The 23,170-nt window shown below is 55.4% G+C and carries 18 protein-coding genes; 11 read left to right on the top strand and 7 right to left on the bottom strand.

All coding sequences use genetic code 11. The annotated features are described in order from the left end of the window. Window position 1: 1 nt before the first annotated feature. From AC4PCC_RS13750 to AC4PCC_RS13740, 3 genes are all read left to right on the top strand, one after another. Entirely contained in the window at window positions 2-1,555 is a 1,554-nt protein-coding gene (locus AC4PCC_RS13750) for an efflux transporter outer membrane subunit (protein ID WP_492124887.1), read from the top strand. Between the two features lie 792 nt (window positions 1,556-2,347). Beyond that, window positions 2,348-3,835 carry a sugar porter family MFS transporter gene (locus tag AC4PCC_RS13745; RefSeq protein ID WP_492124886.1) on the top strand — a complete coding sequence of 496 codons (1,488 nt, stop codon included), beginning with the start codon at window positions 2,348-2,350 and terminating at the stop codon, window positions 3,833-3,835. Window positions 3,836-3,941: 106 nt separating this feature from the next. Continuing rightward, window positions 3,942-5,534 carry an ABC-F family ATPase gene (locus AC4PCC_RS13740; RefSeq protein WP_067702675.1) on the top strand — a complete coding sequence of 531 codons (1,593 nt, stop codon included), beginning with the start codon at window positions 3,942-3,944 and terminating at the stop codon, window positions 5,532-5,534. Window positions 5,535-5,556: 22 nt separating this feature from the next. Here the strand turns inward: AC4PCC_RS13740 and AC4PCC_RS13735 are convergent, their stop codons facing one another. From AC4PCC_RS13735 to moeA, 5 genes are all read right to left on the bottom strand, one after another. Then, entirely contained in the window at window positions 5,557-5,781 is a 225-nt protein-coding gene (locus tag AC4PCC_RS13735; protein ID WP_492124885.1) for a hypothetical protein, read from the bottom strand. Window positions 5,782-6,011: 230 nt separating this feature from the next. Further along, on the bottom strand, window positions 6,012-6,281 hold the full coding sequence (locus AC4PCC_RS13730; protein ID WP_492124884.1) for a hypothetical protein: 270 nt from the start codon (window positions 6,279-6,281) through the stop codon (window positions 6,012-6,014). Between the two features lie 1,056 nt (window positions 6,282-7,337). Continuing rightward, window positions 7,338-8,846: a sensor domain-containing diguanylate cyclase gene (locus tag AC4PCC_RS13725; RefSeq protein WP_492124883.1), complete on the bottom strand. Its 1,509-nt coding sequence runs from the start codon at window positions 8,844-8,846 to the stop codon at window positions 7,338-7,340. A 175-nt stretch (window positions 8,847-9,021) separates the two neighbouring features. Beyond that, window positions 9,022-9,780, bottom strand: a complete 759-nt coding sequence (gene moeB / locus AC4PCC_RS13720) for a molybdopterin-synthase adenylyltransferase MoeB (RefSeq protein ID WP_492124882.1) — start codon at window positions 9,778-9,780, stop codon at window positions 9,022-9,024. A gap of 1 nt (window position 9,781) precedes the next feature. After that, complete coding sequence (moeA, locus tag AC4PCC_RS13715; protein WP_492124881.1) at window positions 9,782-11,014, bottom strand: molybdopterin molybdotransferase MoeA; 1,233 nt, start codon at window positions 11,012-11,014, stop codon at window positions 9,782-9,784. Between the two features lie 285 nt (window positions 11,015-11,299). Here moeA and AC4PCC_RS13710 point away from each other — a divergent pair, with 285 nt between their 5' ends. The 6 genes from AC4PCC_RS13710 (at window position 11,300) to AC4PCC_RS13685 (ending at window position 18,191) form a co-directional block, all read left to right on the top strand. Next, entirely contained in the window at window positions 11,300-12,409 is a 1,110-nt protein-coding gene (locus AC4PCC_RS13710; protein WP_492124880.1) for an isoaspartyl peptidase/L-asparaginase, read from the top strand. Further along, a complete protein-coding gene (gene gsiA, locus AC4PCC_RS13705) occupies window positions 12,399-14,255 on the top strand; it encodes a glutathione ABC transporter ATP-binding protein GsiA (protein ID WP_492124879.1) in 1,857 nt (618 codons plus the stop codon). The genes AC4PCC_RS13710 and gsiA overlap by 11 nt, the downstream gene beginning before the upstream one ends. 42 nt (window positions 14,256-14,297) lie before the next feature. Further along, window positions 14,298-15,836, top strand: coding sequence for a glutathione ABC transporter substrate-binding protein GsiB (gsiB, locus tag AC4PCC_RS13700; RefSeq protein ID WP_492124878.1), 1,539 nt, complete (start codon window positions 14,298-14,300; stop codon window positions 15,834-15,836). Window positions 15,837-15,901: 65 nt separating this feature from the next. Beyond that, window positions 15,902-16,822, top strand: coding sequence for a glutathione ABC transporter permease GsiC (gsiC, locus tag AC4PCC_RS13695; protein ID WP_067702695.1), 921 nt, complete (start codon window positions 15,902-15,904; stop codon window positions 16,820-16,822). Between the two features lie 9 nt (window positions 16,823-16,831). Continuing rightward, window positions 16,832-17,737, top strand: coding sequence for a glutathione ABC transporter permease GsiD (gene gsiD / locus AC4PCC_RS13690; RefSeq protein ID WP_492124877.1), 906 nt, complete (start codon window positions 16,832-16,834; stop codon window positions 17,735-17,737). Between the two features lie 4 nt (window positions 17,738-17,741). Continuing rightward, complete coding sequence (locus AC4PCC_RS13685; RefSeq protein ID WP_067702701.1) at window positions 17,742-18,191, top strand: DUF4385 domain-containing protein; 450 nt, start codon at window positions 17,742-17,744, stop codon at window positions 18,189-18,191. A 129-nt stretch (window positions 18,192-18,320) separates the two neighbouring features. Here AC4PCC_RS13685 and rimO read toward each other — a convergent pair whose 3' ends face one another. Continuing rightward, complete coding sequence (gene rimO, locus AC4PCC_RS13680) at window positions 18,321-19,649, bottom strand: 30S ribosomal protein S12 methylthiotransferase RimO (RefSeq protein WP_492124876.1); 1,329 nt, start codon at window positions 19,647-19,649, stop codon at window positions 18,321-18,323. A gap of 457 nt (window positions 19,650-20,106) precedes the next feature. On the opposite strand from rimO, the gene AC4PCC_RS13675 reads away from it, so the two are divergent. Continuing rightward, window positions 20,107-20,637: a DUF2778 domain-containing protein gene (locus AC4PCC_RS13675; RefSeq protein ID WP_345831238.1), complete on the top strand. Its 531-nt coding sequence runs from the start codon at window positions 20,107-20,109 to the stop codon at window positions 20,635-20,637. A gap of 355 nt (window positions 20,638-20,992) precedes the next feature. Here AC4PCC_RS13675 and AC4PCC_RS13670 read toward each other — a convergent pair whose 3' ends face one another. After that, entirely contained in the window at window positions 20,993-21,472 is a 480-nt protein-coding gene (locus tag AC4PCC_RS13670) for an Hcp family type VI secretion system effector (protein WP_492124875.1), read from the bottom strand. Window positions 21,473-21,550: 78 nt separating this feature from the next. Here AC4PCC_RS13670 and AC4PCC_RS13665 point away from each other — a divergent pair, with 78 nt between their 5' ends. Then, window positions 21,551-22,459, top strand: coding sequence for a DUF4225 domain-containing protein (locus AC4PCC_RS13665; RefSeq protein WP_492124874.1), 909 nt, complete (start codon window positions 21,551-21,553; stop codon window positions 22,457-22,459). The last annotated feature ends 711 nt before the right edge of the window (window positions 22,460-23,170 follow it).

The following is a 23,170-nucleotide window of genomic DNA, read 5'->3' as shown; positions in this document are numbered from 1 at the left end:
CATGAACGTTTCTCCTTTATTCCGGCATTCGCGGATAGCGACGCTAATGGTTACTCTGCTGGCGCTGTCGGGCTGTTCCGTCGGGCCAGACTATCAGGCGCCGAAGCCGGTGACGCCAGTGGCCTTCAACGGTATGCAGGGCGATGGCGGTTCCCGCCCACAGGCGACGCAGACCAATGCCAGCTGGTGGAAATCCTTTCGCGATCCCCAGCTCGACAGCCTGATCGATCGCGCCATTGCGGGCAACATCAGCCTGCAACAGGCGGTGCTGCGCATCGCTGGCTCGCGACAGCAGCTTAATCAGGCGCGTGGAGCCTGGTTCCCGTCGGTGAACGGCAATGCCTCACTCAATCGTGAGCAGCCTGGTCTTAAGGGTGAGCTGGAATCGAACGGCGTGTATGACCAGGCCGATCAGCTCAACCCCCAGGCCCGTTCGGCCCTGGATGGCCTGAACAAGCCGGTTACGCTTTACCAGGGGAGCTTTGACGCCTCATGGGAGATAGATCTGTGGGGCAAAGTGCGTCGTCAGGTTGAGATGGCGAAGGCGCAGCAGCAGCAGTCGATCGAGAACCGCAACGATGCGCTGGTTTCTCTGGAAGCCGAAGTTGCCCGTACCTATTTGCAGCTGCGGGGCGCGCAGTCAATCAGCCAGACGCTGCAAAGCCAGATTGACGTGGCGCAGCAGACGCTGGAGCTGACCCAGAGTCAGCAGCGTAACGGTCTGGCCCCACAAATGGATGTGGAAAACGCGCGCGCGCAGCTGAACTCACTTAAAGCCCAGCTGCCGCAGTATCAGGCGCAGATGCGTCAGGCCATGAACGGGCTGGCGGTGTTAATCGGTAAGCCTCCGGGCGCGCTGGATGCTGAACTCACTCAGTCTAAGACCCTGCCACCGCTGCCGCAGGTGGTGCCGGTGGGTATTCCCTCCACGCTGGCCCGCCGACGGCCTGACGTCCGTGAGGCGGAGGCGCAACTCCATGCCGCCACCGCTAATATCGGCGTATCGGTAGCGCAGCTGTTCCCCGATCTCTCGTTAACCGGGCAGTTTGGCATGCGTAATACCGATGCCAGCTACCTGGATAACTGGAGCAGTAATTTCTATAGCTTTGGTCCGTCCCTGTCGATTCCCATTTTCCAGGGGGGCAGGCTGGTTTCCAGCGTTAAGCTGGCTCGCGCCGAACAGGCTAATGCCGCCCTGGGCTACCGACAAACGGTCCTGACCGCCCTGCAGGATGTGGAAAACGCGCTGGTCAGCTACCGTACCGATCAGCAGCAGGTGGAGGGACTGGATCAGACGGTCGATGCGCTACAGAACGCCTTTAATCTGGCTAACGACAGCTATCGTCAGGGGCTCTCGACGTTTATTGATGCGCTGGATGCCCAGCGTCAGCTGGCTCAGGCGAAGCAGCAGGCCGCCTCGGCCAGGGTGCAGACCAGCCTGGATCTGGTTGCGCTTTACAAAGCCCTTGGCGGGGGCTGGGAGCTGTATCAAAACGTTCAGCTGCCAAATTATTCGGTCTTCGGCCCGGCCGTGAGCGGCAGTAAAACACCTTAGGATCACCTTATAACCGGCGCGCGCCAGACGAGGAATGTACCTCCATAGCAACGGCGCGCGCCAGATGAGGGATGTGCCTCCCTTGCGACAGCCTGCGTCAGACGAGTAACCGGGCGGCCGTCTTCCCGACTGCCGCATCCGGTTAGTGGTTGATGCGGGCGACAGGCCATCACCGCATCCTGCCGATCCTTGTTTCGCTCGCCCGTTGAGACGTTCGCATCCTTTCCGAATATACGCTGTTATCGATCTATGCGAATAAGGGCTTATCGCGACTGTCTTTGGCCTTGCTTCCACTGCCTTCGCGACCACTTCTCCTGCCTTCGCTTTCACTCAGCCTGTCTTTGGTGCTCATTTCTCACGCTTTCGCTTCACTCATTCCTGTCTTTGGCGCTCATATCTCCCGCTTTCGCTTTCACTCCCTTTGTCTGATGTCGCGCGGCTTCCCGGATCGGTGATAAGGCGGAAAAATCGAATAATAATTTTACAGACTGCCCGCCTGAGGGTTTTATAGCGGGTAAAAGTGAAATATTCAGGCCAAAAAAACACTTTATTGGTGACTCTGTTCCATAGCATGGCATGGGAATTGAGACAACCGTATACGCCGCTCTCTGTGCTTTTTGTCACAATTTCAAGCTGATGATGGGAGCTGTGTTGCAAAATTTAATTTTCATGGTTAATTAAAATGAAAGAAAAGGTCTAAATTAATGCGGTAGCAGACTATTGTCGGACAAGACGTTTCATTCTCCGACATCCCTTTACATCAGGTTTAGAAGACGAGGTTAGGATATCACTATGTCGAAAGAACAATATCTCACGCCCAGCCGGGCCTCTGGCCCCAACAGTACTTCCAAAACGGAACCCTTTGTTAAGGTTGTCGCCTGTATCGCCACGCTGGGCGGTCTGCTTTTTGGTTACGACACCGGCGTTATCTCCGGTGCGCTGTTGTTTATGGGCGATGAGCTCCATCTGACGCCGTTTACTACCGGCCTGGTGACCAGCTCGCTGCTGTTCGGTGCCGCTTTTGGCGCACTGATTTCGGGTCATTTCGCTGCCTCCGCCGGGCGTAAGAAAATCATCATTATCCTCGCAGCGATTTTTGCCGTGGGCGCAATGGGGACCTCGATGGCACCCGATGTAAACTGGATGATTTTCTTCCGCCTGGTGCTCGGCGTTGCGGTAGGGGGCGCGGCCGCGACGGTGCCGGTCTATATTGCTGAAATTGCCCCGGCGAACAAGCGTGGTCAGCTGGTGACCCTTCAGGAGCTGATGATTGTTTCCGGGCAGATGCTGGCCTATATCTCGAATGCCGGTTTTAACGCCGCCTGGGGCGGCCATGAAACCTGGCGCTGGATGCTGGCCATTGCCACTATTCCTGCGGTGGCGCTGTGGATCGGTATGATGTTTATGCCTGACTCCCCGCGCTGGTATGCCATGAAGGGCAGGCTGGCGGAAGCGCGTCAGGTGCTTGAACGTACCCGCGCCAAAAGCGACGTGGAGTGGGAACTGACCGAGATTGAAGAAACCCTGACCGAGGATGAAAATAAGGGCAAGCCGAGCCTGCGCGAACTGAGAAAGCCGTGGCTGCTGAAGCTGTTTTTTATTGGTGTAGGGATTGCGGTGATCCAGCAGCTTTCCGGCGTGAATACCATCATGTATTACGCACCTACCATGCTGAAAGCCGTAGGCATGAGTACCGATGCGGCGCTAATCGCCACCATCAGCAATGGGGCGATCTCGGTGATAATGACCTTTGTCGGTATCTGGCTGCTGGGCAAGCTGGGTCGCCGCACTATGGTAAAAATAGGTCAGTTTGGCTGTACCGCCTGTCTGCTGTTTATCGGCTGCATCAGTTATTTTATGCCTGAAACAATTGGCGGTCAGCCTGACGTGATGCGAGGATATTTGGTGCTGCTGGGTATGCTGATGTTTCTGAGCTTTCAGCAGGGTGCGCTGTCGCCGGTCACCTGGCTGCTGCTGTCGGAGATCTTCCCGACCCGCCTGCGCGGGATCTTTATGGGCGGTGCGGTCTTCGCCATGTGGATTGCTAATTTCCTGATCTCCCTGGCATTCCCGATACTGCTGTCGACGGTAGGCCTGGCGGGCGCATTCTTTATCTTTGCCCTGATCGGCCTGTTCGGCGCGGTATTTGTGGTGAAATGCATACCGGAAACCCGTAATCGCAGCCTGGAACAGATTGAGCATTACCTGCACGACTGGCTCAGCAATGACGTGGAAACGCGTCCGATGCCCGCGCCGAAACGCGAGATAAAAAGCCACTAACAAGCGGTAAACAACGCGGGAGGGGCGGTGGAGTATTCGCCGCCCCTTTTTTTTGGCATAATGCGCGCTGAATCACACCCTCACATCGCAAACGAAAGGCAATCCTGTGCTAGTTTCCAGTAACGTCACCATGCAGTTTGGCAGTAAGCCGCTGTTCGAAAATATCTCTGTCAAATTTGGCGGCGGCAACCGCTACGGACTGATCGGCGCCAACGGTAGCGGCAAGTCCACCTTTATGAAAATCCTTGGCGGCGATCTGGTTCCGTCAGGCGGTAACGTCTCCCTCGATCCGAATGAGCGTATCGGTAAGCTACGCCAGGATCAGTTCGCCTTTGAGCAGTACACGGTACTTGATACGGTGATCATGGGCCACGGTGAGCTGTGGGAAGTCAAAGAAGAGCGCGATCGCATTTACGCCCTGCCGGAAATGAGCGAAGAAGACGGCTATAAAGTGGCCGATCTGGAGTCGAAGTACGGTGAAATGGACGGTTATACCGCTGAAGCGCGCGCGGGTGAACTGCTGCTGGGTGTGGGTATTCCGCTGGAGCAGCATTACGGCCCGATGAGCGAGGTTGCTCCCGGCTGGAAGCTGCGCGTGCTGCTGGCGCAGGCGCTGTTTTCTAACCCGGATATCCTGCTGCTCGACGAACCGACCAACAACCTGGACATTGATACCATTCGCTGGCTGGAGCAGGTGCTGAACGATCGTAACAGTACCATGATTATCATTTCGCATGACCGTCACTTCCTGAACATGGTCTGCACGCATATGGCCGATCTGGATTACGGCGAGCTGCGCGTTTACCCCGGTAATTACGACGAGTATATGACTGCCGCGACCCAGTCGCGCGAGCGTTTGCTGTCTGATAACGCCAAGAAGAAAGCGCAGATTAACGAATTGCAGTCGTTTGTTAGCCGCTTCAGCGCTAACGCCTCGAAGTCTCGCCAGGCGACCTCGCGCGCTAAGCAGATTGATAAGATCAAGCTGGAAGAAGTTAAGGCCTCAAGCCGTCAGAACCCGTTTATCCGTTTTGATCAGGATAAGAAGCTGTTCCGCAACGCGCTGGAGCTGGAGGCGGTGAGTAAAGGTTTCGACCAGGGTCCGCTGTTTAAGAACGTTAATCTGCTGCTGGAAGTGGGTGAGAAGCTGGCGATTATCGGTCCTAACGGTATCGGTAAGACGACCCTGCTGAAGACGCTGGTGGGTGAGTTGCAGCCTGATACGGGTTCAGTGAAGTGGTCTGAAAATGCGCGTATCGGCTATTACGCTCAGGATCACGCTCATGATTTTGCTGACGATCTGACGGTTTTCGACTGGATGAGCCAGTGGAAGCAGGAGAGCGATGATGAGCAGGCCGTGCGTGGCATTCTGGGTCGTTTGCTGTTTAGTCAGGATGATATCCGTAAGCCCGCGAAGGTTCTTTCCGGTGGTGAGAAGGGGCGTATGCTTTTCGGTAAGCTGATGATGGAAAAGCCGAACGTACTGATTATGGATGAGCCAACCAACCACCTGGATATGGAGTCTATCGAGGCGCTGAATATGGCGCTGGAGATGTACGAAGGTACGTTGATTTTCGTTTCTCACGACCGTGAGTTTGTCAGTTCGCTGGCGACGCGGGTGATTGAGATGGTTCCCGGCAAGATCAACGATTTTACCGGCAATTACGAAGATTATCTGCGTAGTCAGGGTATCGTCTGATTTAAGAAGCCCGGCGGCAGGCTTATGGAATGGGGGGCCGGGCTGTGATATCTGCTGTGTCGGTGGATAATCCCAGCGTTTGCTGGTTGGTTTTGCTGGCTGCAAAATCTGCGGTGCCGGTGGATAATCCCAGCGGTTGCCGGGCGTCCTCACGCCAGGCTTTGCCTGGTGCCTTTGGCTCCGGCTCCAGGCCGGACGGCCCGGTCGCGAGCGGGCATCCCTGCCCGCCGCTCCCTGAGTGCAGCATCCCTGCTGCCCTCGCCTGGCCTTCCGTCTTCGCCACAGCGCTGCGGAATGCCCGTCACCCGCAGGGATTATCCACCTCTCAGGCTTCTGGGCCGCTTTGAGTAAAACCGTTTATCTGTCCGCGGGCTGCTGAGCTGCTTCCAGTAAAATCATTTACTTATCCGGAAAGTTTTTGAGCTACTTCAAGCTAAGTAAGCCACTTTTTTGCAGTCCGTGAGCCCACAGGAGTGGCTAACGGGCTGCAATATGTGTTGTGGCGGTAGACAATCCCAGCGTTCGCTGGTGAGTTGTGCTGGCTGCAATATCTGCGGTGCCGGTGGATAATTCCAGTGTTGGCCGATTGGTTGTGCTGGCTGCAATTTCAGCTGTGCCGGTGGATAATCCCAGCGTTGGCCGGGCGTCCTCGCGCCAGGCTTTGCCTGGTGCCTTTGGCTCCGGCTCCAGGCCGGACGGCCCGGTCGCGAGCGGGCATCCCTGCCCGCCGCTCCCTGAGTGCAGCATCCCTGCTGCTCTCGCCTGGCCTTCCGTCTTCGCCGCAGCGCTGCGGATTACCCGTCACCCGCAGGGATTATCCACCTCTCAGGCTTCTGGGCCGCTTTGAGTAAAACCGTTTATCTGTCCGCAGGTTTCCGAGCCTATCCCCGTTAAGATTTGCTGTCGCGCAGGATTCGGCTCACTTTTCGGTTTAGTTTTTGGTGCCGCTATTTAGGTCATTTATCTGCACCACAAAAAAACCAGTCACAATAAACTGTGCACTCTCAGTCTTCTGATTTTCTTCATATCCCAACTATTTTGGTCATTGCATACTTCCTGCACGCATTCATATCTGGCGAAGAGTTTCCGGGAATCTCCGATACCGCCCTTACCCGCAGCCAGGCACCGGGCCCCACCCGTAGGCGAATGCAACAGGCCTTTAGCGAACCGTGCGCAATCCCCAGGCTACGACCCTGAAGCTTTGGCACGGAGGTTGTCTTATTTGCAGAGTTCTCTTTGCTTTAAACCTGCCCAAGAATCGCCTGTGACTCACGACACCGCCCTTAACCGCAGCCAGCACAATGCAAAGGAGCAGACGGGAGGGGCCCGGTGACAGGCATTCCGCAGCGCTGAGTGCAGAGAGGAAGACCCGGATGGGCCAGCAGGGATGCTGGCACAAGGGCATGCCGGGACAGGGATGTCCCGTCACTGCCCGCTCCGAAAGGTCGACGAGCGGAGCGAAGGCACCGCGCCACGCGCGGCGCGAGGACCGCCAGGCCCCGGGCCCCACCCGTTGGCGACACCCCAGGCCTGTGCAGCCCCGGGCCCCACCCGTTGGCGACACCCCAGGCCTGTGCAGCCCCGGGCCCCACCCGTTGGCGACACCCCAGGCCTGTGCAGCACCCGTAGGCGAATGCAACAGGCCTTTAGCGAACCAGGCCCCATTGTCGATGGCACTGAGCCTTTTACCTGGCAAGGCACAACCCGCTGGCGACACTCCAGGCCTGTGCAGCATCAGGCACCACCCGCAGGCGACTGCACCGAGTCAATGCCGCATTGGCACTGTCACTACATAATTTACGACTACGCCTCACCGACCCGGTTTTTCCCCGACGCCTTCGCCTTGTAAAGTGCTTTATCCGCCAGACCGATCAGCGCCTGACGCGTGGCATCACCGCTGCTGCCCCCGATAACCTGCACCCCAACGCTCACGGTAACCCTCTTACTCTCTATATCAGTACTGGAATGCGGAATCGCCAGCGCTGCGATAGCGTCAACGGCCTTATGGGCATTGCGCAGCGCCTCCTCGCGTTCGCTACCGGGCAGAATGACCGCAAACTCCTCACCCCCGTAGCGCGTAACGAGATCTTCAGGACCTCGCACCAGCTGCAACAGGGCGCTGCCGACCTGCTTCAGACACTCGTCTCCGGCCAGGTGCCCATAGGTATCATTGAAACGCTTGAAAAAATCGACGTCGATCATCAGCAGCGCAATCGGCGTTTTCAGCTTGTTAGCCCGCAGCAGAGCGCGATCCAGCCACAGATCGAACCTGCGTCGGTTGGCAAGCCCGGTCAGGCTATCGACCAGCGCCAGCGTTTGTAGCGTATGATTCATTGCGGTGAGCTGATCGCGAACCTGTGCCAGCTCCATTTGATCCTGAATATGCTTGCTAAGATTGCGTAGCAGAAGATAGCCCATCGCCACAATCACCAACAGCAGCATCACGCAGAGCACAAGATATATCAGCAGATTGGCCATCAGGGCCTGCCGCAGCTGTGCACTGCCGTAGGCAACGGTCACCACCAAAGGGTACCGCTTCAGCGTGGCATAGCCAAATATACGCTCTACGCCATCCAGAGCAGCCTTATAAGTGGCGGTGCCGCTGGAGGCGCTTTTCAGCAGTCGGTTAAACAGCGGACTGTTGGAAATATTGAGGTTGATGGTATTGTCCGGGAAAGGACGCGCATATAACACGGTGCCATTGTTAAGCATCAGCGCCATCAGCCCCTGGTCGCCTATATTGTAATAGCTAAATATCTGCCGAAAATAGTCAATACGCAGCGTGGCCAGCAGCACGCCGCGAAAGGAACCGTCCAGATTACTTAAGCGCATGGAGAGGGGGATAACCAGGTCGCCCGTCGAGCGGCTGCGAATAACCTTACCAATATGCATTCCGGGATCGGTACTGTGTCGGTGGAAGCGAAAGTATTCACGATCGCTGTTGTTACTGTGCTGCTGTAAAATCCCCTCGGAGGTTACCAGCCAGGTGCCTGTGGTATCGTAAATAAACAGGCCATGCAGCTGAGGCAGTGAATCTTTACGCTCACGAAGCAGGCTGGCAATATTTCTTTGCCGATCGGGATCCAACCCCATCAGGGTAATGCGGTCGCGCAGATCCCCGAGCGTCAGCTCTACCTGCAGAAAGGAGTCTTCCGACTGTTTTGAGACGGACTGGGAAAGGTTCCGTGCGTCATTTTCCGTCTCCCGTAACCCGCGCTGCCAGGTATCCATCACCATCCAGCCGTTCACCAGGATGACGGCCAGGCTAACAATCAGCAGAAAGGCGATCATCAATGTTCGCAGGCTGCTCATGCTGACATCCGGTTGCGATCGGGGTGGCGAAAACATTAATAAAACTCTCCAATTCCTCAGGGTGTTACCGCTTAAATATAGTGCCAGTGAGAGGAAATGTTCTGATTACGCCTGAATTAGCTGAGAAATGCAGCAGTGATAACAAAAAGGGCCCTGCTCAGGGCCACAGACTGGGTTATATATGATGACCACAGACTTCGCAGGCCGGGTCCTTAGCCACTTTCATGCTGCGGAACTGGAGCGTCATCGCGTCATACATCAGCAGCTTAGCCGCCGGACGCGCGCCATAATCGGCCATAATGCGAATGGCCTCCATCGCCTGCAAGGATCCAATAATGCCAACCAGCGGTGCCATAACGCCAGCCTCCACGCAGCTCAGGGTTTCCGCTCCGAACAGCCTGCTGATACAGCGGTAGCAGGGCTCGCTCTCCTGCCAGCTGAAAACGCTGAGCTGCCCCTCCATCCTGATTGCCGCACCGGACACCAGAGGGACTTTGCTGGCATAGCACAGCCGGTTGAGCTGTTCGCGGGTCTCTACGTTGTCGGTGCAGTCGACCACCACCTGATGCTCTGCAATCAGCGCGGCCATTTCTGCGTCATCTAAGCGGGCATGAATGGCGCGCAGGCTGATATGAGGATTCAGGGCGCTAAGACGCAGGCGAGCAGAGTCAACCTTCGGCTGACCGATATCCGCATCGGTATGCAGCGTCTGTCGCTGCAAATTGGAAACGGAGACGGTATCAAAGTCCAGCAGGGTCAGATGCCCGGTTCCGGCGGAGGCCAGATAGGGGCTGGCCGCGCAGCCGAGGCCGCCCAGTCCGACTACCAGCGCTTTTGCGGCCTTCAGACGCTCCTGCCCGTCGAAGTCAAATCCCCGCAGCACAATCTGGCGGTTATAACGCAGGATCTCATCGTCGTGCAGTTCGGGCAGCATCCTATCCCTCCAGCAGCGCGTTAAAGGGTTCAACCTCAACCCATTCGCCATCCTCTACGCTGCCGCGCTCGCGCTCCAGCACGATAAAGCAGTTGGCCATACTGAATGAGCTGAAAACATGCGAACCCTGGGGACCGGTGCTGCGCACTTCAGGCTCGCCGCGATCGTTGCGGCTAAGGATCCCGCGCTGGAAATCCAGCCTGCCCGGCGTTTTTTTCAGCCTACCGGCCAGCTTCACCCGCTGGCGCGGCGGCAGGGCAGCGGTCTGCTGGCCGCTTAGCTTCGCCAGCAGCGGCTGGACCAGCTGATAAAAGGTCAGCACGGCGGATACCGGATTGCCCGGGAGTCCGCAGAACCAGCTGTTTTTGAGTCGTCCAAATGCGAAGGGCTTGCCAGGCTTAATTGCCAGCTTCCAGAAGGTGACTTCGCCGAGTGTTTCCAGCATACGTTTAGTGTAATCGGCCTCGCCAACGGACACGCCACCGCTGCTCAGGGTGACGTCGGCACGGCTGTCTGCCTGGTCAAAGGCCGCACGAAGCGCATCGGGGTCATCGCGGATAATGCCCAGATCGATAACCTCGCAGCCCAGCTTAGCGAGCATCAGCTTTACCGCCAGGCGGTTGGTGTCGTAGATTTGGCCCGGTGCCTGCGGCTGGCCCGGGGTTTGTAGCTCGTCACCGGTGGAGAAAACGGCGACGCGAAGCCTGCGCAGCACCTTAACTTCCGGTACGCCCAGCGAGGCCAGCAGCGGCAGCTCCGCCGCGCCCAGGCGCGTACCCGCACGCAGCACACTGTCACCTTCGCGGATATCTTCCCCCGGCAGGCGGATATTTTGCCCGGCAGTAACGGTTGCTGTCAGACGGATCGCTTCGCCCTGCCGTTCGGTCTCCTCCTGCATGACCACCGCATCCGCACCCTCAGGAACGGGAGCGCCGGTCATAATGCGTATGCAGCTGCCTGCTGGCCAGCTGCCGCTAAACGGCACCCCGGCGAAGGCTTTTCCGGCGACAGTCAGCGTGTCGGCCTGCGCATCGGCCAGGCGAAGGGCATAGCCGTCCATCGCCGAGTTGGCGAAGGGGGGAACGTTTACCGGTGAGACCACGTCGGCGGCGGTAATGCGGCCAGCGGCCTCAATCAGAGGCAGCGTTTCACTTTCGCTGACCGGGGTAATTTGTGCCAGCATGGTCGCCAGCGCATCGTCCAGGGAGATCAGTCCCGCAGTAAAGGATTCCATAGTGTCTCCGGCACACCCCATCGGGGGCGGCAGTAAAAGCAGAAGGCAATATTATGGCGCGAATCCACGCCAGGGTCACGTAAACGGCGGAAAGGATATGCATCGCCCGGCAGCAGTAAGCGCACCGGCAGTTATGAGATAGAACTTTTCGTTATTATCAGCCAGCAAACATTCCGCTTTACATCACTTTATTGCCTGCCTATAGTCAAAAACGTCCTAATATTAAATAAAATCATTCTAACTCAGTGTTTTCCATGCTGATTTGGCACTCAGGGTAAACCGGCTATGGTCAGAGCAGTTATCGCCATCCACGGCGGAGCAGGAGCGATTGCCCGCGCCAGTATGCGCGCAGAACAGGAACGTCATTACACTCAGGCGCTGGCAGATATCATTGCCCGTGGTCAGGCGGTGCTGGCCGCAGGAGGAAGCGCACTGGATGCGGTGACCGAAGCGGTACGTCTGCTGGAGGAGTGCCCACTCTTCAACGCGGGCAAAGGGGCGGTCTTCACCCACGAGGGAACGCACGAGCTGGACGCCTCTGTTATGGATGGCCGCTCGCTTGAGGCTGGCGCCGTTGCCGGCGTTCGCCATATTCGTAATCCGATCCTCGCCGCGCGGGCGGTGCTGGATAACAGCCCGCACGTTCTGCTTATTGGGGACGGGGCAGAGACGTTTGCCGCCGGGCAGGGGCTGGAGCAGGTTGCGCCTGACTTCTTTTCCACCGCCGCGCGCTGGGAACAGCTTGAGCGTGCGCGCAATACCCATCAGCTGCTACTCGATCATAGCGGTGCCGCAGCGGGTTATCGCGAGTCTGACGAGGGCGGAAAAGCCGCCTGGCCGCGCGACAACGCAGTCGTGGCCGGAGGCGCTGGAGACGTGGCGGGAGAAGCGGGCGCCATGGCCGCAGGCGCGGGCGAGCCGCTCGACGCGGATCGCAAATTAGGCACCGTGGGGGCGGTTGCGCTCGACCTGGCAGGAAACCTCGCCGCCGCCACCTCAACCGGGGGGATGACCAATAAACAGGCGGGCCGTGTAGGTGACTCGCCGATTGTCGGGGCGGGCTGTTATGCCAACAACGCCACCGTTGCCGTTTCCTGCACCGGCACCGGTGAGGTCTATATGCGGCTGCTGGCGGCCTATGATATTGCCGCGCAGATGGAATATGGCGGGCTGACGCTGGCGCAGGCCAGCGATCGCGTTATTCTGCACAAGGTTCCCGAACTCGGCGGTAGCGGCGGCGCGATAGCCATTGACCGTACCGGTAACGTCGCGCTGCCGTTTAACTGCGAGGGAATGTATCGCGGTTACGGCTATGTCGGCGAGGCGCCTGTTACCGGCATCTATCGGGAAGAACCTGGCGCGGAGAACAATAAGGAGCAGGAGGATGACGAATAAAGCAGCCGTTGCCGCGAACCAGGTTCTGTCCGTCAGGGATCTGAGCGTCAGCTTCCGTCAGGAAGGAGACGTGACGCGGGCGGTCAAAAACCTTTCGCTGGACGTCCAGCGCGGTGAGACGCTGGCGATTGTCGGCGAGTCCGGCTCCGGGAAGTCCGTTACCTCGCTGGCGCTGATGCGGCTGATAGAGCAGGGCGGCGGCAGTATCGACAGCGGTGAAATATGGCTGCGCCGCCGCAATGACCAGCTGGTTGAACTGACGTCCGCGCCCCAGTCCCAGCTGCGCCGCATTCGCGGGGCAGACATGGCGATGATATTTCAGGAGCCGATGACCTCGCTGAACCCGGTGTTTCCCGTCGGTGAGCAGATCGCCGAATCCCTGCGCCTTCATCAGGGGAAAAGCCACCGCGAGGCGCTGAAAGAGGCGGAGCATATGCTCGATCTGGTGCGTATTCCCGACGCGAAAAACGTGCTCTCCCGCTTTCCCCACCAGCTGTCGGGCGGCATGCGCCAGCGCGTGATGATTGCGATGGCGCTCTCGTGCCGACCGGCGCTGCTGATTGCCGACGAGCCGACAACCGCGCTGGATGTCACCATCCAGGCGCAGATCCTCCAGCTGATCCGCGTACTGCAAAAAGAGATGCAGATGGGGGTGATTTTTATCACTCACGATATGGGCGTGGTGGCTGAAATGGCCGATCGCGTACAGGTGATGTACCGTGGCGACGTGGTGGAAACCGGCACGGTTGAGGATGTTTTTCAGCGTCCTCAGCAGCCCTATACCCGCGCGCTGCTGGCCGCTGTCCCCAAACTGGGTGCCATGACCGGCACCCCTTTCCCGCTGCATTTCCCGCTGGCGGGCAGCGAGGGGGAATCCGCCCCGGCCGTACCCCAGGACACCGTGGTAAATGAGGGGGAGCCGGTCCTGCAGGTCAGGGATCTGGTGACCCGTTTTGACATCCGCAGCGGCCTGTTCAACCGCGTGACTCGCCGGGTCCACGCCGTAGAAAAGGTCAGTTTTGATCTGCATGCGGGCGAGACGCTGGCGTTGGTGGGCGAATCGGGCTGTGGCAAATCCACCACCGGGCGGTCGCTGCTGCGGCTGGTGGAAAGCCAGGGCGGTTCTATCACCTTCAACGGCCAGCGGATTGACCAGCTAACCGGCTCGGCGCTTTCGCATCTGCGGCGCGACATCCAGTTTATTTTTCAGGATCCCTATGCCTCGCTCGATCCGCGGCTGACCGTCGGCTTTTCAATTATGGAGCCGCTGCTGGTTCACGGAATTGCTAAAGGCCAGGCGGCAGAAGATCGCGTGGCCTGGCTGCTGCAGCGCGTTGGGCTGCTCCCTGAACATGCGCGGCGCTATCCGCACGAGTTTTCAGGCGGCCAGCGTCAGCGTATCTGTATTGCCCGTGCGCTGGCGCTTAACCCGAAAGTAGTGATTGCCGACGAATCGGTTTCCGCGCTGGACGTCTCCATTCAGGCGCAGATCGTGAATCTGATGCTCGACCTGCAGCGGGAATTTGGCATTGCCTTCCTGTTTATTTCACACGATATGGCCATTGTTGAGCGCATCAGCCACCGCGTCGCGGTGATGTACCTTGGGCAGATTGTGGAGATTGGGCCGCGGCAGTCGGTGTTTGAAAATCCGCAGCACCCCTATACCCGCAAGCTGATGTCTGCCGTACCGGTGGCCGATCCCCGTCATCGTCGACGCGAAAGGCCGCTGCTGGTGGATGAAATTCCCAGTGCGGTTCGTGCGCTGGGGGACGAGCCGGAGGTGGCTCAGCTGGTTGAAGTGAGCGCCGGACACTATGTAGCCCGCCATGCCATCGGCGGTGCCTGAATTGCAGCACAACAATAAGAAGGGACAGGAGATGAATGCAAAATGATGATAACCCGCAAACGTAAAATACTGTTAACTGCCGGACTTCTGGGCAGCCTGGCGGCGCTACCGGCCTGGGCGGCAAAAGATGCGGTGATTGCCGTGGGATCGAACTTCACCACCCTCGACCCCTACGACGCCAACGATACGCTGTCCCAGTCGGTTGCAAAATCCTTCTATCAGGGCCTGTTTGGCTTCGATAAAGAGATGAAGCTGACTAACGTGCTGGCCGAGAGCTACCAGGCCAGCCCCGACGGCCTGACCTATACTATCAAACTGCGCCCGGGCATTAAATTCCAGGACGGCACCGACTTTAATGCCGAAGCGGTGAAGGTGAATCTTGACCGCGCCAGTAACCCGGATAACCATCTCAAGCGCTACAACCTGTTTAAGTCGGTTGGCACCACGGAAGTGGTCGATCCCACCACGGTTAAAATCACCTTAAAACAGCCGTTCTCCGCCTTTATCAATACGCTGGCCAGCCCGGCGGCAGCGATGATCTCGCCCACCGCCCTGAAGAAATACGGCAAGGATATCGGCTTCCATCCGGTGGGTACCGGGCCGTTCGAGCTGGAAACCTGGAATCAAACCGATTTTGTGAAGGTGAAGAAATTCGCGGGCTACTGGAAGTCGGGCTATCCGAAGCTGGACACCATCACCTGGCGTCCGGTAGTGGATAACAACACCCGCGCGGCGATGCTGCAAACCGGCGAAGCCAATTTTGCCTTCCCCATTCCCTATGAGCAGGCGAAGCTGCTGGAGAAAAATCCGAAGCTGGATCTGGTGACCTCGCCGTCCATTATGCAGCGCTATATCAGCTTCAATGTCACCCAGAAGCCGTTTGATAATCCTAAAGTGCGCGAAGCCATTAACTACGCCATTAACCGTCAGGCACTGGTGAAGGTAGCTTTCTCCGGCTATGCCACCCCGGCTACCGGCATTGTGCCGCCTGCCATTCAGTATTCCCAGGCCTATCCGGCCCCTGAGTACAACCCGGCTAAGGCGCGCGAACTACTGAAGGAAGCGGGCTTCCCGAACGGGTTTACCACCACGCTCTGGTCTTCACATAACCACAGTACCGCGCAGAAGGTGTTGCAGTTTACCCAGCAGCAGCTGGCTCAGGTCGGTATCAAGGTTAATGTTGTGGCGATGGATGCCGGGCAGCGCGCGGCGGAAGTGGAGGATAAAGGTCAGAAAGAGAGCGGCGTACGCATGTTCTATACCGGCTGGTCTGCCTCTACCGGCGAAGCTAACTGGGCGCTGACGCCGCTGTTTGCCACCCAGTCCTGGCCGCCAACCATCTTTAATACCGCTTTTTACAGCAATCCGCAGGTGGATAAAGATCTGACCGATGCGCTGAATACCACCGACGGCGATAAAAAAGCGTCGCTGTATAAGGATGCGCAGGATCGTATCTGGAAGGATCAGCCCTGGGCCCCGCTGGTGGTAGAAAAGCTGGTTTCAGCCAATACTAAAAACCTGACGGGTTTCTACGTCATGCCTGACACCTCGTTCAGCTTTGACGACGCCTCTCTGAAGTAACCCGCCGACACACGCCCGCACCTTCCACACCGGAAGGTGCGGCTGTCTGAGGCGCAGGATAACGCATGCTCAATTATTTTATCAGACGTTTACTGGGACTGATCCCCACGCTGCTGATTGTGGCGGTTCTGGTGTTCCTGTTTGTTCATATGCTGCCGGGCGATCCGGCTCGCCTTGTGGCAGGGCCGGAGGCCGATGCGACGGTGGTGGCGCTGGTGCGCCAGCAGTTAGGGCTGGATCAGCCGATTACCCATCAGTTCTGGCACTTTATCACCCACGCGCTACAGGGCGATTTCGGGCAGTCGATGGTGACTAAGCGGCCGGTGTCCACCGAAATCGCGCAGCGCTTCTTCCCCACGCTCTGGCTGACGTTAAGCAGTATGGTCTGGTCGGTGATTATTGGTATGGCCATCGGTATTACGTCGGCGGTATGGCGCAATAAATGGCCGGATAAACTGGGCATGACGCTGGCCGTATCGGGTATCTCCTTTCCGGCTTTTGCCCTCGGCATGCTGCTGATGCAGGTATTTTCCGTCCAGCTGGGCTGGCTGCCAACGGTGGGTGCTGACGGCTGGCGGCACTATATTTTACCGTCGATAACCCTGGGCGCGGCGGTCGCTGCTGTCATGGCGCGTTTTACCCGCGCATCCTTTGTCGAGGTCATGCAGGAAGACTATATGCGTACCGCGCGGGCGAAAGGCGTGCGGGAGACGTGGGTGATTGTTAAGCACGGCCTGCGCAATGCGATGATCCCGGTGGTGACGATGATGGGTCTGCAGTTTGGTTTCCTGCTGGGGGGATCGATCGTCGTCGAGGTGGTGTTTAACTGGCCGGGCCTGGGACGGCTGCTGGTGGATTCGGTTGAAATGCGCGACTACCCGGTGGTACAGGCCGAAGTGCTACTGTTCTCGCTGGAATTTATTCTGATTAACCTGATTGTCGATATGCTCTATGCCGCAATCAACCCTGCGATTCGCTATAAATAAGGACCCGCGATGAAAAACTGGCGACGTAACGCGGCGCTGTCCGCGATGCCGACTATAACGCAGCATCGCGTGCGCACCCCCTGGCATGAGTTCTGGCGGCGCTTCCGCCGTCAGCCGGTGGCGATAGCGGCAGGCCTGTTTGTGCTGCTGCTGATTGTGGTGGCGGTGCTGGCCCCCTGGCTGGCCCCGTTTGATGCTGAAAACTATTTCGACTACGACAGGCTGACGGAAGGCCCCTCGCTGGTGCACTGGTTCGGCGTGGACTCGCTTGGGCGCGATATTTTTAGCCGGGTGCTGCTGGGTACGCGGCTGTCGCTGATTTCCGGGTTCGTCTCGGTGGCGATAGGTGCTGCGATCGGCACGGCGCTGGGCCTGCTGGCGGGTTATTACGAAGGCTGGTGGGATCGCATTATCATGCGCATCAGCGATGTGCTGTTTGCCTTCCCCGGCATTCTGCTGGCGATTGCGGTGGTGGCGATCATGGGCACCGGCATGTCGAACGTGATTATTGCCGTCGCGATCTTCAGCATTCCGGCCTTTGCCCGCCTGGTGCGGGGCAATACCCTGGTGCTAAAGCATATGACCTATATTGAGTCGGCACGCAGCATCGGCGCATCGGATCTCACCATCCTGGTTCGCCATATTCTGCCCGGCACCCTCTCTTCGATTGTGGTCTATTTCACCATGCGAATCGGCACCTCGATCATTACGGCGGCCAGCCTGTCGTTTCTGGGGCTGGGCGCGCAGCCGCCAACGCCGGAGTGGGGCGCGATGCTTAATGAAGCCAGGGCGGATATGGTAATGGCGCCACACGTGGCGGTATTCCCCAGCCTGGCGATATTTCTCACCGTTCTGGCCTTTAATCTGCTGGGTGATGGCCTGCGTGATGCGCTGGATCCTAAGCTAAAGAGCTGATTTGATGAAAGAATTCGATTACGAACAGGACTTTAAGAGCATTGATTTCCGCCAGCATCCTGAGCTTTATCAGGTAGGACGCGGCGAGCAGGGTGTGTTGATGGTGGAGCCTTATAAGGGTGAGATCCTCCCCCACTGGCGCTTTCGCACGCCTGAAATCGCCCGCGCCTCGGCTGACGAAATTATGAAACTGTTTGAGGCTTACCGCGCCAGCGATGATTTTGTCGGCATGGATATGGCGCGTAAGTTTATTCAGATGGGGTATACCCGCGCCAGACGCTATGCCAATCACAAGGGCGGGCGCAAGTATGATAAGGATCGCCTGGTACTTCCGCGTGAGCTGAACGAAGAGAAGGCTGCGGCGGCTGCTATTTTTAAAGCGGAGTGGGACAAGCTGCGGGCCGATGCGGATTATCTGGCCCGGAAGAAAGCGCACCAGGCGAAATATGGCTGAGCCTGGCCGCGTCAGGTGTAATGGGCTAAATCCTGCCGCGTCATGTGTAGCTGGCTTAGCCAGCTACACATGACGTTGTCGATACAAAAAACCGCCGGTCGAAACCGGCGGTGAGCAGGGGAATAGAGGCTAGATTTTAGATGCCCACAGATCGTATTCGTCGGCGTTATCCACCTTCACGCGGATAATGTCACCGGGTTTCACGTTAAACTCTCCGTTCAGATAGACCGCGCCGTCGATCTCAGGGGCGTCGGCCATGCTGCGGCCAATCGCGCCTTCCTCATCCACTTCGTCGATAATCACCAGAATCTCACGACCAATTTTCTCCTGCAGACGCTCAGCAGAAATAGCCTGCTGTAGCTGCATAAAGCGATCGTAACGCTCCTCTTTTACCGACTCCGGCACCGGGTCCGGTAGCTGATTGGCCGTAGCGCCTTCGACCGGGCTGTATTTGAAGCAGCCAACGCGATCCAGCCGCGCTTCCTTAAGGAAATCCAGCAGCATCTGGAACTCTTCTTCCGTTTCACCGGGGAAGCCGACAATAAAGGTCGAGCGAAGCGTCAGTTCAGGGCAAATTTGACGCCAGCGCTTGATACGTTCCAGCGTACGCTCTACGGCACCTGGTCGCTTCATCAGCTTGAGAATGCGCGGGCTGGCATGCTGAAGCGGAATGTCGAGATAGGGCAGCAGCTTGCCTTCCGCCATCAGCGGGATCACGTCGTCAACGTGCGGGTAAGGATAGACATAGTGCAGTCGCACCCATACGCCCAGCTTCGCCAGCTGTTCGCACAGGCTGACCATACTGGTTTTAACCGGCTGACCGTTCCAGAAGCCGGTACGGTGTTTAACGTCGACGCCATAGGCCGATGTATCCTGCGAGATCACCAGCAGCTCTTTCACCCCGGCTTCCGCCAGACGACGGGCCTCGTCGAGCACCGAGCCGATAGGGCGGCTGTCCAGATCGCCACGCATAGAGGGGATGATGCAGAAGGTGCAGCGATGGTTGCAGCCTTCGGAAATTTTCAGATAGGCATAATGGCGCGGCGTCAGCTTCACGCCCTGTTCAGGCACCAGGCTGGTGAACGGATTATGCTGTGGCTTAGGCACGTAGCGATGCACGTGGGACAGCACCTGCTCATAGCTGTGAGGGCCGGTAATTTCCAGCACTTTCGGATGCACTTCCCGGATCTGGTTCTCCTTCGCGCCCAGGCAGCCGGTCACAATGACCTTACCGTTCTCATTCAGCGCTTCGCCAATCGCTTCCAGCGACTCCTGCACCGCGCTGTCGATAAAGCCGCAGGTGTTAACGATAACGATTTCCGCATCGTCATAGCGCGGCACAACTTCGTATCCTTCCGTACGCAACTCGGTGAGGATCCGTTCAGAGTCGACCAGGTTTTTTGGGCAGCCCAGCGAGACGAAACCGACCCGTGGTGCCATTGTTGTAGTTTGCGACATAGCTCATTTCCAGTTCAGCACAGCAATTTGCGCGGGATTTTACCGGGGTCGAAGCAAAATTTATACAGCAATGTTAATAACAAAGGGGATTAAAGGGGCCAGAGTCCTTCAGGGAGGCTTAGAATTGCTATGGCCTTACCCGGCAATAGTGGATACGCCGCTAAGTGAGTAAACCCTCGATCAGACGTCGCTCATATGACAATGTCCGTATCAACTAACAGGAAGCCAGGTAAACAGCACAGGGCCCAGTTTCGTCAGGAGGTACTGAAGCTTGACAACAGCATTGGGCAGTTCAAAGAGTCTTATTTCTGGCAAATAGTTACAGCTGCTTTTAAGCAAAGAGAAAGCTTTATTTGTGGCGCTATCTCGTTTTTCCATCCAGGCTAAATCCTTGATCGTAGTTAGAATGAGTGTGTATACTTCCTTAAGTGTTGGTATTACAGGGAAGGAATACTGAATGATTCAAATGAGTATGACCTATGATGATGATGCCAGACGTTCAGGCAAGGCAGTACTTACAGTGTATGGGATAGGTACATTCTCAGTACTTTCTGGACGTGAGAAATTCATCAATAACATTAATTGTTCCTATATTACTGATTACGGTTCGATCCCAGTTGGGGATTACTGGATAGTCAAAATGCCGTCCTCAGGTTTTGCCAACACGGTGCTACGCGAGTTAAAGGATCTTGTTAACCACACAAACCACGATGAATGGTTCGGCCTGTTTAGTGCTCAAACCATGTCAGATAGCGTTTTTGTAAATGGCGTAAAGCGTGGGCAGTTCAGACTACACCCGTTAAGGCCAGATGGCTCAGGTGAATCATGGGGATGTATAACTTTCTTCAAGGTTAGTGATTTTCAACAAGTCAGAAGAGCATTACTTCGTACTCAGCAATGTAAAGTACCTGGATCCCGTTCAGGTTTGATGGCTTACGGAAAAGTATCTGTTAAAGGAGTGCCAGATTTTGCGAAGTGTAATGTTTAGAATAATTACCGCGATAGTATGTTTAATATTGGCATTCTGTGTTACCGCATGGATCAAACCAGTAAACCAACTTTATCTATGGTCTTCTTCAGAACTGTTTGATGTCTTGCGATCAAATAATATTATTACAAAGGACTATGAATGGGGTATGGACCCGGCAAGCAATATCATGCTGGTAATCTTCATTGTCGTTATAGCGATAGTACTTTCAGTCCTATTCGGATTTGTTCGAAAAAAAATATGAATGTCGCGAGAAACAGGATAACGACCTTTAGTACTTACCAGACGCATTCTAACGGCCTGGAATGTCAGTGCAACCGTTATTTTTAACTACGTAGAATGCGTCTTATGAAGCTTATTCGCGGTTTTCTTTAATGTTCCAGCTTGATTGGGTTTCCGGTCCTTTACCGCCAGCAGTCGATTGTTCCCAGTACTGAGTTTTGACCTTCGCAGCCTGGAACTGGTAAGTCATACCAACAAGATCACGCTGACTTGCACCATTGAACATTGCATCAACGATTAGCACATCCTCAAGAGTAATACGGCAGTACTCAATCTGAGTTCCTCCGGCCTTACAAATTGCCAGCTCAACCTTGCTTATGTGTTTACCGTTGGAGACATAACGCATAATTGCAGGGATAGCCTTGTCGATGCTGGTGTGTACCGTAAGATCACGGTACTGAACCTTTCCAGCTCCGCCACCACTGCCCACACTCATGTTTCCTGCCTGGCTTGCCCCCCAGGAGAAGGAGTCAATATTGATCCAGCCCTTATGGTTAGAATCCTGTGACTCGCCGTTGATGCCATCAATTCTCAGGTAAAGATCGGTACTCATATTCAAAACTCCCTTTGATTACTCAATACTATCTGTTTAAATAAAGTACTGATCATATGATGACACAAAGGTACGGTTATGGACAACTACGTGAATCCCAGAAGGTTTTCAGACTACTATCTGACGATGGCAAACCTTCAGGCAAATCAATTGTATAGCATTGCTAATACACTATCCTTGCTGCATATCCAGGACGCGCTGTTAAGGATAAATTTTAAAGATGAAATTCAATCATTTATCACTCTTCAGCTTGATGTTATTCGCTCTGCGAGTACCGATAATGAGTGCCAGGCTTGCATACAGAATCTCAGGCAAGAGCATGAATATTTGACCATACAAGACAGGATGCTACGTTCAGGTCATGCAGTAGTTTCTGCTTCTGTTCAGTTCTACCATGATCATGAAAAAATCATCGGTTATGTCATAGATGGTATAGGTGTTGTACTGGGTGGGTTGCAGATGGTTGCAGGTGCGACTTTAATTGCAGGCTCTGTAGCGACTGGGAATGTAATCGGAATTGTAGCTGGGGGTAGTCTGGTTCTGAATGGTGCTGGTTCAGCTATAGAAAGTACGGAAAAACTTCTTGGACGTGCTAATCCAACAAACTTCATGCGAAATGCATATGAAGATGTGGCTGAATTTATGGGCTTTGACAAAAGATTGGGGTTTTTAGCTTATCAGGCCATTGATTTTACAACATCGTACTATGGGGTTTTGAAGTTAACTTTGAAACCTGAGTCCTGGAGACTATTCAACTATCTTCCTTCCGACTATTACAGGAAAGTTCAGACAATGAGTAAACCAGCTCTCATACTCAAAGGAACTGGTGCAGCAAAGAAAGGTATAGATATTGGAAAAAATCTTAACGATATGAATACTGACCACAAATCATTTTTACTTTTTCTTAGCCATATACCGATGTGCTTTCCATGCCAATTTAATTGGGGTAACGATATAAATAACCGTCACTCCAAAACAAATAACTAACAGGTAGATGAAAAAGTTTTCCGCTGTGTCATATATTCTGCCAAACAAGGCAATAACTACCATTAGTAACATCCCAATGACACCACCCCAAAAACGCCTGCTTAGGTCAAGTACTATGGAAGCTAACGTCTGATCCTTCGTTGGAACACTCTCAACTATTGCTCTTAAGCGAGTTATATCTTTCTCAGTGAAGCCGTTCGCCTTAAGATCACTTACAAAATCCATATCGTTCAAAATTGACCCCACTTATAAAATTTAACCAAATAGTGTCATTCTAACATATTTTTTCAATGTAGAAACCTTAAATATATAATCAAGATGCGCATTATGTGGCTAAGATTACGATTGGTATGGGTGGGAATATTAATCTTGAAGGCGTGAGTCTTAGATAATATATATCACATCGCCCTGTATGCTCTTCGGGAATTATTCTGCAAACATTTTTGCATCAGGGTAACCTGAGCTTACCCGCATAATGTGGACACAGCACTGTTTTACTTTTTGAGAACAAATCAGTTTATCATGAGGGATTACGAATGGGGTATGGAACCTGCAAGTAATATTACGTGAGTCATCTTCGTTGTGGTTATAGCGGCAGGAATTTCTTTACTTTTTGGTTCGTTAATAAAAAGATATGATTTCCATCTAATCAAATTAAAATAATGAGATGTGATGATTTATCTAAATAACTGCAAATAGGGGGTAAATTTT

It is taken from the genome of Erwinia sp. L03-1, from assembly GCF_058686115.1.
Note: the sequence above shows the minus strand (reverse complement) of the source record. Positions and strands in the feature narration are given on the sequence as shown.